13 protein-coding genes are annotated in these 12,029 nt (G+C 58.0%); 2 read left to right on the top strand and 11 right to left on the bottom strand.

Annotated elements, in window-relative coordinates:
- Window positions 1–112: 112 nt before the first annotated feature.
- Window positions 113–844 carry an arginine ABC transporter substrate-binding protein ArtJ gene (artJ, locus tag UTO39_RS09150; RefSeq protein WP_028019301.1) on the top strand — a complete coding sequence of 244 codons (732 nt, stop codon included), beginning with the start codon at window positions 113–115 and terminating at the stop codon, window positions 842–844.
- Window positions 845–886: 42 nt separating this feature from the next.
- Here the strand turns inward: artJ and UTO39_RS09145 are convergent, their stop codons facing one another.
- From UTO39_RS09145 to nfsA, 11 genes are all read right to left on the bottom strand, one after another.
- A complete protein-coding gene (locus UTO39_RS09145; protein WP_320727008.1) occupies window positions 887–2,356 on the bottom strand; it encodes an ATP-binding protein in 1,470 nt (489 codons plus the stop codon).
- Window positions 2,340–3,047 carry a response regulator transcription factor gene (locus tag UTO39_RS09140; RefSeq protein ID WP_041912037.1) on the bottom strand — a complete coding sequence of 236 codons (708 nt, stop codon included), beginning with the start codon at window positions 3,045–3,047 and terminating at the stop codon, window positions 2,340–2,342. The genes UTO39_RS09145 and UTO39_RS09140 overlap by 17 nt, the downstream gene beginning before the upstream one ends.
- Before the next feature lie 72 nt (window positions 3,048–3,119).
- The gene (gene rlmC, locus UTO39_RS09135) at window positions 3,120–4,247 is read right to left on the bottom strand and encodes a 23S rRNA (uracil(747)-C(5))-methyltransferase RlmC (protein WP_320727007.1); all 1,128 of its coding nucleotides are present in this window, start codon (window positions 4,245–4,247) and stop codon (window positions 3,120–3,122) included.
- Between the two features lie 40 nt (window positions 4,248–4,287).
- Complete coding sequence (locus UTO39_RS09130) at window positions 4,288–4,761, bottom strand: YbjO family protein (protein WP_020689898.1); 474 nt, start codon at window positions 4,759–4,761, stop codon at window positions 4,288–4,290.
- Between the two features lie 65 nt (window positions 4,762–4,826).
- Window positions 4,827–5,672 carry a putrescine ABC transporter permease PotI gene (gene potI, locus UTO39_RS09125; RefSeq protein ID WP_061098748.1) on the bottom strand — a complete coding sequence of 282 codons (846 nt, stop codon included), beginning with the start codon at window positions 5,670–5,672 and terminating at the stop codon, window positions 4,827–4,829.
- The gene (potH, locus tag UTO39_RS09120; RefSeq protein WP_151412802.1) at window positions 5,669–6,622 is read right to left on the bottom strand and encodes a putrescine ABC transporter permease PotH; all 954 of its coding nucleotides are present in this window, start codon (window positions 6,620–6,622) and stop codon (window positions 5,669–5,671) included. Before potH ends, potI begins: the two co-directional genes overlap by 4 nt.
- Before the next feature lie 9 nt (window positions 6,623–6,631).
- Window positions 6,632–7,765 carry a putrescine ABC transporter ATP-binding subunit PotG gene (potG, locus tag UTO39_RS09115; protein ID WP_320727006.1) on the bottom strand — a complete coding sequence of 378 codons (1,134 nt, stop codon included), beginning with the start codon at window positions 7,763–7,765 and terminating at the stop codon, window positions 6,632–6,634.
- A gap of 99 nt (window positions 7,766–7,864) precedes the next feature.
- The gene (potF, locus tag UTO39_RS09110) at window positions 7,865–8,977 is read right to left on the bottom strand and encodes a spermidine/putrescine ABC transporter substrate-binding protein PotF (RefSeq protein WP_320727005.1); all 1,113 of its coding nucleotides are present in this window, start codon (window positions 8,975–8,977) and stop codon (window positions 7,865–7,867) included.
- A gap of 350 nt (window positions 8,978–9,327) precedes the next feature.
- Window positions 9,328–9,804 (bottom strand): YbjN domain-containing protein, encoded by a 477-nt coding sequence (locus UTO39_RS09105; RefSeq protein ID WP_003858385.1) that lies wholly within the window; start codon window positions 9,802–9,804, stop codon window positions 9,328–9,330.
- 63 nt (window positions 9,805–9,867) lie between these two features.
- Complete coding sequence (gene rimK, locus UTO39_RS09100) at window positions 9,868–10,770, bottom strand: 30S ribosomal protein S6--L-glutamate ligase (RefSeq protein ID WP_028012504.1); 903 nt, start codon at window positions 10,768–10,770, stop codon at window positions 9,868–9,870.
- Between the two features lie 69 nt (window positions 10,771–10,839).
- Window positions 10,840–11,562 carry a nitroreductase NfsA gene (gene nfsA / locus UTO39_RS09095; RefSeq protein ID WP_320727004.1) on the bottom strand — a complete coding sequence of 241 codons (723 nt, stop codon included), beginning with the start codon at window positions 11,560–11,562 and terminating at the stop codon, window positions 10,840–10,842.
- Window positions 11,563–11,746: 184 nt separating this feature from the next.
- On the opposite strand from nfsA, the gene UTO39_RS09090 reads away from it, so the two are divergent.
- A complete protein-coding gene (locus tag UTO39_RS09090; RefSeq protein WP_320727003.1) occupies window positions 11,747–12,016 on the top strand; it encodes a GrxA family glutaredoxin in 270 nt (89 codons plus the stop codon).
- Window positions 12,017–12,029: the final 13 nt, after the last annotated feature.

Raw genomic sequence — 12,029 nt, 5'->3', positions numbered from 1 at the left:
CCCAACATAATATTTACTCATATTTATTGCATATAAATTCATTAACTGGCATTGTACATCCATGCCGCAGACACGGCGCATAATGACAAGATAGACAGACGGGAGCATTACCATGAAAAAGTTAGTTCTGGCCGCACTACTCGCCACCTTCGCCGCTGGCGCATCCGCCGCTGATAAAATCAATTTTGGCGTTTCGGCCACCTATCCGCCGTTTGAATCGCTGGACGCCAGCAACCAGATCGTCGGTTTCGATATCGACCTGGCGAAAGCGCTGTGCAAGCAGATGCAGGCCGACTGCACCTTTACCAACCACGCGTTCGACAGCCTGATCCCGTCGCTGAAATTTAAGAAATACGATGCGGTGATCTCCGGGATGGACATCACGCCGGAGCGCAGCAAGCAGGTGGCATTTACCGACCCGTACTACGCCAACTCGGCGGTAGTGATTGCGAAGAAAGGGGCTTATAAGTCCTTTGACGAGCTGAAAGGCAAACGCATCGGGATGGAAAACGGCACCACGCACCAGAAATACCTGCAGGACAAGCATCCTGAAGTGAAGACCGTGGCCTATGACAGCTACCAGAACGCGATTATCGACCTGAAAAACGGCCGTATCGACGGCGTATTCGGCGATACCGCCGTGGTGAACGAGTGGCTGAAAACCAACCCGCAGCTGGGTACGGCAACCGAGAAAGTGACCGACCCGCAGTACTTTGGTACAGGCCTCGGCATTGCGGTACGTCCGGATAACAAAGCCCTGCTGGAAAAACTGAACGGCGCGCTGAAGGCGATTAAAGCGGACGGCACGTACCAGAAAATCAGCGACCAGTGGTTCCCGCAGTAATGGTTTTTGCCGGGTGGCGTCTTCGCCTTACCCGGCAATTTCTCACAGCGGCACAAAAAACCTGAACCGCGCCCCGCTCACCGACTCCATTAGCGCGATCCCGCCGCCGTGCAGCTCCAGCATTCGCTTAACGATTAACAGCCCTAACCCGCCGCGGTTCTCACGCGCAGCCTGGGTATTCAGCGCCGAAGGCCGCTGGAACAGATCGTCGCGCAGCGAGGCATCCACGCCCGTTCCGGAGTCTGCCACTTCGACCTGAAGCCGTTCATTCTCCTGCCAGACCGCCAGACGAATTTCCCCGCCGATGGGCGTGTGGCGCATCGCGTTATCCAGCAGGTTGGTCACCACGCGCTCGATCATCGACACATCGGCATTGACCAGCGGCAGGGGTCCCGGCACGTCAATATGCAGATTCACCTCGCGCGTGCGAGCGGTGAGCTCAAACTTCTGCGCCACGTCGGAAATCAGCTCTGCCATCGCGAAACGCTCGCGCTGCGGCTTAATGCCGCCGTGCTCCAGGCGCGCCAGCTCGAAAAGCTGCTGGGAAAGATGACGAACCTTTTGTCCCTGACGCAGCGCGGTGGCGAGGTACTGCTGGTGCTCCTGCGGGGTCAGGGTGGCGGATTTGAGCGACAGGGTTTCCAGATAGCCCAGCAGCGAGGTGAGCGGCGTGCGAAGATCGTGCGAAATATTGGCGATAAACTCCCGGCGCTGGCGATCGCTGTCGGCCAGCTGGTCCCACTGGCGGGTGATTTTCCGCGCCAGCTCGATGAAACTGTTGCGCAGGAGGGCCACTTCGTCATTGGCCGCGGCGTCCGGCGGCTGTGCTGCGAGCAGCCTGATTGCGCTCATGCTGTCCTGCTCCAGGCCGGTGACCTCTTCCGTCAGGCGTTTAACCGGACGCGTCACCCAGTACCAGACCAGCAGTCCCGCCAGCAGGCCAAACAGTGCAACCCACAGCAATGACCAGAGCACCGTGCTCCAGAGCGCCTTATGCCAGGCCATTTCCGCCAGCGCGTTCGACTCCTCGCCCTGCAAAATAATGTACAGGTAGCCCTTAAGCTCGCCGTCCTGCCGCAGCGGCGTGGCGCTGAACACTTTTTTATTTTGGCTGCGCGGATCGTCGCCCAGTACCGGTATGGCGGTACCGCTCAGGAAGGTCTGAACCGGTGCCAGGTCGATTTTTTGCCGCTGAATATGGCCCGGCGGTGCGGCATCGGCCAGGATATCGCCGTCCGGCGAGATAACGTACAGCTCAACGCTCGGGTTGAAGGTCATCAGTCGGTCAAACAGCGGTTTCAGCGCGCTGCGGTCGACCCTGCCCTGCGCGTCCAGAATCGGTTCCCGCTGAACGATCTGCTGCGCCAGGCCGCCCGACAGCCGCTGCACCATCGCGTTGCCGTACTGCATGCTGCTGTAGAGCTGCACAGCGCAGGCGACGGTGGCGCAGAGCATCATCAGCAGGACAAACAGCAGCGTCAGGCGCTGGCTCAGGCTAAAGCGGCGCATCATGGTTTGGCTCCGCAAATTTATAGCCCTTGCCCCAGACGGTGCGAATAATCTCCGGCTCGGCGGCGTCCTTCTCAATCTTGATGCGCAGGCGGTTGATATGGGTGTTGACGGTGTGCTCGTAGCCTTCGTGCTGGTAGCCCCACACCTGCTCCAGCAGCGCCAGACGGGAAAACACCTCGCCTGGATGGCGGGCGAAGAAGTACAGCAGTTCGAATTCGCGCGGGGTGAGATCCACCACCTGGCCGTGCAGCAGCACGCTGCGCGCCAGGGGATCGATCGTCAGGCCGTGGGCCTGAATTTGCCCGTCAGCCTGCGCCTGCCCCATCGCCTGCTGGCGGCGGAACAGCGCTTTGATGCGGGCAATCAGTTCCTGGACTGAAAAGGGTTTGGCGAGATAATCATCGGCGCCGGTTTCCAGCCCGGTGATGCGGTCGGTTTCGCTGCTGCGGGCGCTGATGATGATAACCGGCAGGTAGCGGGTCATCTGACGAATGCGGCGGCAAATCTCCAGGCCGTCAACGTTGGGCAGCATCAGGTCGAGGATCACCGCATCCCACGGCTGTTTTTCAAGGCGCTGCAGGGCGTTGCCCCCGTCGGGCTCGTGGGTGATGGCGTAGCCTTCGTCTTCTAAATTGAGCCGCAGAAGCGCCGCGATATCGTGGTCGTCTTCCACCAGCAGGATCTGCTTCATGGGTAAGCCTTAATTCATCTCTTATGACATAAGCTTACCTGATTTTATGGGCCGGCAGAGTTCACATTTTGTTTAAGATTTCACGAGCAGCGTCAGCACTTCATAATGCGCGGTATGCGGGAACATATCGAAAAGCTGAACGCGTTCAATGCGGTAGCCAGGCAGATTAGCGATATCTTTCGCCATGGTCTGTGCGTTACAGCTTGAATAGACGATGTATTCCGGCGCCATCTGGCTCAGGTAGTCGCACAGCGCGCTTCCGATGCCACGACGCGGCGGATTGACTAGCACCAGCTCCGGCACGTTGCCCTGCCCGGTCGCGAACTGCGTGGAGTCCAGCGCCTGGAAGTGCAGATTGGTTAACCCCAGCTCAGCGGCGGACTGCTTTGCGCAGGCAATCGCTTCGGCGGAGATCTCAATTCCGGTGAGCTGCATCTCAGGCGTGGCGCAGTGCAGGCCAAAACCGCCCACGCCGCAGAACAGATCCCACATATGATGGACGTTTAACGCGCGCACCCAGTCGCGGGCGGTGGCGTACAGGCTGCTTGCCACGGTCGGGTTGGTCTGGAAGAAGCTTTGCGGGCGGATCCACAGCGGCACGCCGTTGAAGCTCTCCGCCAGCGCGTGCTGGTCGGTGAAGAAAATTTCTTTCTCCCCTTCCATGATCGCCATATGCACTGGCTGAATGTTTGCGGTAATGACCTTTAACTGAGGGAGCTGTTCCTGCAGCCACGGCAGCGCCGCGCGCAGCTGCTCCAGCTTGGCCTCCGAACGCAGCACGAAGCGCAGCATCATGCCGCCGTCTTCCTGACTTTCCGTCAGCAGAAGGTACTTAAGCTCGCCGCGCCTGCGGGCGACGCTGTAAGGCGTTAACCCCGCGCGAGCGATAAACGGCTTAAGTGCGGCAAAGACCGGCTCAAAGGAGGGAGGATAGAGCGGGCAGTCGGTCAAGTCTTCCGGCGTGCCGTCGCGGTGCAGCATCCCCAGCAGCGGTTTTTCAACGCTGCCGCTGACCACCATTTTGGCTTTGTTGCGAAAGCCCTGCTCAGGCCCGCTGACGGGTGCGCACCACTCGCCCACCGCGCGCGCTGCCAGCAGCTGTTGCAGGTCGGCCATTTTGGCGGTGAGTTGTTGAGAGACCGGCTGTTCTATCCACTGACAGGAGCGGCAGCGTCCGGCGTCATAGAGTGCGCACTGCATATGAAAACCTTAAGAATCACGAGGGCTGCGATTATACACATTATTGCAGGCGGAAGAACCGCCGACTGGAGGCTGGCGCAAACAGCAGCAGAAGCACCAGCATATCCGGCAACTTCTGCATGACCAGCGCATGGAAAATCTCGCGCTTTGAGCCTCCGGCAATGCTGAACAGCTCCGGGTAGCCGTAGCCCAGCGAGGCGGCCCACAGATAGCTGGCGGCGGTCACCTGCGTGAGCAGATAGACCCAGCGCGCCCAGTTGCGCCCTTTGACCAGCGAAAACGCGCAGTAGATCTCGATAAACACCAGCACCAGGCTGCTTAAAAAGACCAGCGTCAGATTCCACGTCTGCACGCTGCGGTGAATGAATTCCCCGATGCCGCGCGCGCCCAGGGTATTCAGAATCATCAGCACGTCCAGGCAGCGGATCATAATAATGGCGAGCGCCGCCACCTGAACCAGCGCAGGAACGTTAGGACGGGCGTGCGTAAGACGTGATTTTTTTAATAGTCCCAATGTTTTACTTCCCTGAAAAACAGTGCCGCGTCACGCGCGGCACATCACTGGAAATTTTAAATGCTTCAGCCGCGTCTTGCACGCTGGATATCGCGCACGCGCTGTTTTTCCGCGCGCGCCATCAAATACCAGGCGATAAATCCGACAATTCCGACCACGCCGAGGATGATAGAGGCCAGGGCGTTGATCTCCGGGTTAACCCCCATGCGCACGCTGGAGAAGACCAGCATCGGCAGCGTCGTTGCGCCCGGCCCGGAGACAAAGCTGGCGATAACCAGATCGTCGAGCGAAAGCGTGAACGCCAGCAGCCAGCCGGAGATCACCGCCGGCATAATCATCGGCAGGGTAATGATGAAAAAGACCTTCAGCGGCGTGGCGCCGAGATCCATCGCCGCCTCTTCAATAGAGCGATCCAGCTCGCGCAGGCGCGAGGAGATCACCACCGCCACGTACGCGGTACAGAAGGTGACGTGCGCCAGCCAGATGGTGAGCATACCGCGATCCGCCGGCCAGCCGATGGCGTGCGCCAGAGCCACGAACAGCAGCAGCAGCGACAGGCCTGTGATGACGTCCGGCATCACCAGCGGGGCAGTGATCATAAAGGCGAACCCGTTCGACCCGCGAAAACGCCCGAAGCGGACCATCACCAGCGCGGCGATGGTGCCCAGAACGCAGGCCATCGTGGCCGCCAGTGCGGCAATGGTCAGGCTCAGCCCCACCGCGCTCATCATCGCGTCGTCGTGGAACAGCTCGCTGTACCAGCGCGTCGACCAGCCCGCCCATACCGTCACCAGCTTGGAGCTGTTGAACGAGTAGATCACCAGCATCAGCATCGGCGCATACAGGAAGGTAAAGCCGATAATGAGGATCAGAATTCGCCACGGGGAGCGCACTACCGGTAAGTTGTTCATCCGCGATCTCCCATCTGTTTCTGCTGATGCTTGTGGAACCACATGATCGGGACGATCAGCAGCAGGAGCATGATAATCGCCACCGCCGACGCCACCGGCCAGTCGCGGTTATTAAAGAATTCCTGCCACAGCACGCGGCCAATCATGATGCTGTCCGGCCCCCCGAGCAGTTCCGGAATCACAAACTCCCCGACCGCCGGAATAAAGACCAGCATCGACCCGGCGATAATGCCGCCTTTGGTCAGCGGCACAATCACGCTGAAGAAGGTCTTCAGCGGACGCGCGCCAAGATCGAGCGACGCTTCCACCAGCGAGTAGTCAATCCGCGTCAGGGCCGTATAGATCGGCAGCACCATAAACGGCAGATAGGCGTACACGATGCCGATATAAACCGCGAGGTTGGTGTGCAGGATCGTCAGCGGCTGGTCGATAACCCCGAGCCACATCAGAAAGTTATTCAGCACGCCGTTGTTCTTCAGGATCCCCATCCAGGCATAAACGCGGATCAGGAACGAGGTCCAGGACGGCAAAATCACCAGCAGCAGCAGAATGTTGCGCGTCGACGGCTTGCTGTGCGCCACGGCCCACGCCAGCGGGTAGCCCATCGCCAGACAGCAGAGCGTCGAGATCGCCGCTACCTGCAGGGACTGTAGGTAGGCTTCGAAATAGAGCGGATCGTCGGTGAGCTGCAGGAAGTTACCCAGATTCAAGGTCAGCGTCAGCTGCCCGTCGGCCCACTCCCACAGATCGGTATACGGCGGGATCGCCCGCGCCATCTCCGCCAGGCTAATCTTAAAGACAATCAGAAACGGCAGCAGGAACAGCAGGATCAGCCACACGTACGGCATGGCGATCACCAGCTTGCGGCCGTGGTTCATTTTAAGACGCGTCAGCCAGTGGGCAAAGCCGCCCGGTTTTTTGACGCGGGCTGGAGGTTCAAGTGTGCTCATGATCGCTCCTTATACCGTCAGCACGACGCAGCTGTCCGCGTCCCAGCACAGGCGCACTTCGTCGCCCCAGGTCGGCTGTCCTTTGCGATAGCGATGTTCGTTCTGCAGCTGGGCGCTGAGCATCTGCCCGCTTTTCAGGCGCACGTGGTAGATGGAGAGATCGCCCAGATAGGCAATGTGCACCACTTCCCCGACGGCAAAGTTGTAGCCGTCGGCAGGCGGATCGTCACAAAGCATGATCTTCTCCGGGCGCAGCGCCACGTAGACCGGCACGTTATCCACCACCGAGCTGTCAGGATCGACCTTAAGCGGATGCTGCAGCCCCGGTGATTCAATGACCAGGCCATTCTCCTGACGATCCTTCAGCAGCCCTTCAAAGACGTTGACCGATCCGATGAACTCCGCGCTGTAGCGGGTGGTCGGATGCTCGTAAATCTCTTCCGGCTCGCCAATCTGCACGAACTTCCCGCGGTTCATGATCGCGATACGCCCGGCCATGGTCATGGCCTCTTCCTGGTCATGGGTCACCATCACGCAGGTCACGCCCACGCGCTCGAGGATATCCACCACTTCCAGCTGCATGCGGTCGCGTAGCTTTTTGTCCAGGGCGCCCATCGGCTCGTCGAGCAGCAGCAGCTTCGGGCGTTTCGCCAGGCTTCGGGCCAGCGCCACGCGCTGACGCTGGCCGCCGGAGAGCTGGTGCGGCTTACGCTTCGCAAACTCCTGCATGTGCACCAGGCCCAGCATTTCAGCCACGCGCGCGGTGATTTCGGCTTTCGGCAACTTGTCCTGCTTCAGGCCAAAGGCAATGTTCTGCTCCACCGTCATGTGCGGGAACAGCGCGTAGGACTGGAACATCATGTTAATCGGGCGCTGATACGGCGGCACGCTGGAGAGATCCACGCCATCGAGCATGATCTGCCCGGCGGTAGGCTGTTCAAAACCGGCCAGCATACGCAGCAGGGTCGATTTACCGCAGCCCGATGCGCCCAGTAGCGCGAATATTTCGCCTTTATAGATAGTCAGGCTGACGTCGTCCACGGCATGCTGGCCATCGAAAGATTTGGTGAGGTTACGAATTTCAAGAAGCGGGGTCAGCGCTTTACGAACTTTCGCCTGCGGGCGGGGGATCGCGTCATTCACGGGGTGTTCTCCGGTAGAGATCAAATCATGGTGCAGGCGCACCAGAACGGTGCGCCTGTTGCCGGGGGCGCTAACGCTTGCCCGGCCTACGACAAAGGGTTATTTACCGCTTTTCACCTTGGTCCACGCGCGGGTACGCGCGCGGTCAATTTTTGGATCCTGAACCTTCAGGGTGAACAGCTTGGCGAACACGTCCGCCGGCGGATAGATAGCCGGATTATTACGAATTTCTTCGCTAATCAGCGGCAAGGAGGCCTTGTTACCGTTGGCGTAGTAGACGTGGTCGCTGATATGGGCAATCACTTCCGGACGCATCAGGTAGTTAAGGAACTGGTACGCTTCCTCTTTATTTTTCGCATCGGCAGGCATCGCGAAGACGTCAAAGAAGGCCAGCGCCCCCTCTTTCGGAATGAAGTAAGACACGTTCACGCCGTTTTTCGCCTCTTTCGCGCGGTTCGCCGCCTGCCACACGTCCCCTGCCCAGCCGATCGCCACGCAGATGTCGCCGTTCGCCAGGTCGTTGATGTACTGGGACGAGTGGAAGTAGCGAATGTTTGGACGCAGCTTCAGCAGCAGATCGGTCGCCGGGCCGGTGTAATCATCGGCTTTATTGCTGTTCGGGTCTTTGCCCAGGTAGTTCAGCACGGTGGCGAAAATCTCTTCCGGCGCATCGAGGAAGGAGACGCCGCAGCTTTTCAGCTTCTCAAGGTTTTCCGGCTTCAGCACCACGTCCCAGCTGTCCAGCTTCACGTCCGGGCCCAGCGCGGCTTTGACTTTATCCACGTTGTAGCCGATACCGGTGGTCGCCCACAGGTAAGGCATGGCGTATTTGTTGTCAGGGTCGTGCTTCGCCACCAGCTTCAGCACTTCCGGGTCGAGGTTTTTCCAGTTCGATAACTTGCTCTTGTCCAGCGGCTGGAAGACGCCCGCCGTCAGCTGACGCTCCAGGAAGCTTGCGGAAGGTACCACCAGGTCAAAACCGGTGCTGCCCGCCATCAGCTTTCCTTCCAGCACTTCGTTGGAATCGAAAACGTCATAGACCACTTTGATGCCGGTCTCTTTTTCAAAATTAGCGACCGTGTCCGGCGCAATATAGTCAGACCAGTTGTAAACGTGCAGCGTTTTTTGTTCCGCAGCGAGCGTGCCGGCAGAGACGGCCATCAGAGCACCCGCAACCAGACCCGATAACCATTTTTTATTCAAGGCGATCATAGTGTTATTCCTTCTGAAAGCTCGTTAACAAACGAGCTAAACTGTGCAATCTGGATATATGCAAAAATCATGCATAGTTTGTCGCTCTGCTCAAAATAAAAAGAAACCTCTTTACCCGGCAGTTTCCGCTCGCTTTTTTAAGCATCGCAAGAATAACTGTAGCCCGTGTCTCCGGCTATAGCCCAGACGAAAAAACGCCTTTTATCAATTTTTTATGCAGGTTAAGTCTACGTGATAAGCCGAAATGGCCTTGAGGGAGGTGAAATATTCTTTAAAGAAAGGTTAAAAGCAGCAGAAAAAATGGCCTTCTGCAGCCGCTATGGCAGCGACTGCGCAAAAGTCAGACAGGCTTAGTGAAGAAAATTGGGAGATGCATCATTATTCTCTGCATCGTCTTCCGCGCTGTACAGCAGATGATGTGCATTGGCTTCCATCATAACCATGGAAATTTGCTCTTCACTCAAGCGCATAAACCAGGCGAACTGCTTGAACGAAAGCCCTGCCCCGGAGAATAAAGACTGGCAAACGACCAGTTTTGGCAGATTATCGTCCTGTATATCGAGAAATGCTTTCACCGTCAAAGAACTGGCGTTGATCGCCGACAGGTCGGAGGCCAGCGCCAGCAGCGCAGAAGGCTTCACTTCGGCCAGCGCGGAGAAAAGGATCACGTCGTTAATCAGATCGATTTTAGCATCGAAAATGCCGTCGAAATTCTGCATATGAGGCAGATGCAGCGCCTGGCAGGAATCGCATTCGAAGAACGTGATCCCGGCATCATCAAGCCATTGACGTAACGTATCCAGTGTAGGTACGACCTGTAAATCCATCGCGGTGCAGCCTCTTTAGTAAAAACTTCGCATAGGGTACTCAAAAAGCGCCCGGTAATCCATTTAACCGCCCGTTTTAAGACAGTAGCCCGGCGTGGCATGACGCTCGATCCATGAGATCATTTTACCTGCAATATCGACCCCTGTGGTTTTTTCCACGCCTTCCAGCCCCGGGGAGGCGTTCACCTCCATCACCAGCGGCCCTCGCGTCGCGCGCAGAAGATCCACGCCCGCCACGTCCAGCCCCAGGGTTTGCGCCGCTTTAACGGCTATTTCCCGCTCGCGTTCGCTAATATCGGCTACCCGCGCTACGCCGCCGCGGTGAAGGTTAGAGCGGAAATCGCCCTCTTTGGCCTGGCGCTCAATCGCGGCCACGACCTCGTTACCCACCACAAAGCAGCGAATGTCGCGCCCTTTCGCCTCTTCAATGTACTCCTGCACCAGAATGTGCGCATTCAGGCCGCGAAAGGCGTCAATCACGCTTTCTGCCGCCTGACGCGTTTCCGCCAGCACCACGCCTATGCCCTGCGTGCCTTCCACCAGCTTGATCACTAAAGGCGCGCCGCCCACCATGTCGATGAGATCGCTGGTGTCGTCCGGGGAATGGGCAATCCCGGTGACGGGAAGATCGATTCCCTGACGGGCGAGCAGCTGCAGCGAGCGCAGCTTGTCGCGGGCGCGGGATATAGCGACGGATTCGTTGAGCGGATAGCTGCCCAGCATCTCGAACTGGCGCAGCGCGGCGGTGCCGTAGTAGGTAATCTGGGAGCCGATGCGGGGGATCACCGCATCGAAGTGCGGCAGCTTGCGGCCTTTGTAGTGAATCGACGACGCGGCGGGGTCGATGTTCATATAGCAGGACATCGGGTCGAGGATCTCAACCTGATGCCCGCGTTTCGCCGCCGCTTCTCGCAGGCGCTTACATGAATAGAGCGTTCCGTCCCGGGACAATATGGCAATTTTCACCCTGCACCTCTCTGAAGACATGGAAAAAGCCTGCATATCATATACGCAGGCAGGCGCAGGTTAAATGGACTATCGCGTTGCCCAGCCCTGCTTGTGCAGATACTCAAGAATGAACGGGCGGTTTTCTTTAATGATGGTGCGGCGAATATGGTCAGTCCAGGTGTCGCGACGGTTATTGCTGCCGCGCGTCATGTAGTAGTTGGCCAGCTCTTCATCGTAGTGATTCAGAACGTCCTGGTCGACCGGCTGGTAGTGGTTTTCGTGCACCAGCATGGCGGCAGGAATGCGCGGCTTCAGATCCGGGTTATCCGCCGGCCAGCCGAGGCACAGGCCAAACAGCGGCAGCACGTGTTTTGGCAGCTTCAGCAGGTCGGTCACGCTTTGAATGTTGTTACGCAGCCCGCCGATATAGACGCCGCCTAACCCCAGCGACTCCGCCGCCGTAAAGGCGTTTTGCGCCATCAGCGCGGTATCCACCACGCCCAGCAGCAGCTGTTCCGCCAGCCCCAGCTCGGCCTCAGGGCAGATCTGCAGGTGGCGGTTAAAGTCGGCGCAGAACACCCAGAACTCGGCTGCCTGAGCCACATTCTTCTGCCCGCCGGTCAGCGTCACCAGCTGTTCACGCATAGCCGGATCGGTAATGCGAATAATGGAGCTGCACTGCAGAAAGCTGGAGCTGGAGGTGGCTCTTGCGCTGTTAATAATCGCTTCGCGCTGCGCCTCGGTAATCGGCTCATCGGTGAAGTGGCGAATGGAACGGTGGGAAAGGAGCAGGTCTATGGTTGGCGTCATCTTGTCTCTCTTTGTCTTGCTTAATACGTATGGCAGCCAGTATAGGCAATGATGCGCGCGGTGTAATTGGCGAAACATAGCTCATAGATATTATAACGACAGGCGAAACCTTCTTTAATGACGGCGGGTTATGGGGCACTATACCTGCTATTCGCCGTCAGGCTTGTTTTTTGAGGAGAGAGAAATGTTTGCAGTAATTTTTGGTCGTCCAGGGTGCCCTTACTGTGTTCGCGCAAAAGAGCTGGCTGAGAAACTGACCGAAGAGCGCGATGACTTCAACTTCCGCTATGTGGACATCCACGCGGAAGGCATCACCAAAGCCGATCTGGAAAAAACCGTCGGTAAGCCGGTTGAAACCGTACCGCAGATCTTCCTCGATCAGAAACACATCGGCGGCTGCACCGACTTTGAAACCTACGCTAAAGAACATCTGGGCCTGTTTGCCGCTCAGTAATGAAAGGACGCCC

The sequence above is a fragment of the Enterobacter sp. 118C5 genome (assembly GCF_034107645.1).
Taxonomy (GTDB): domain Bacteria; phylum Pseudomonadota; class Gammaproteobacteria; order Enterobacterales; family Enterobacteriaceae; genus Enterobacter; species Enterobacter nematophilus.
The sequence above is the reverse complement of the archived record's forward strand: the minus strand, read 5'-3'. Positions and strand labels throughout refer to the sequence as shown.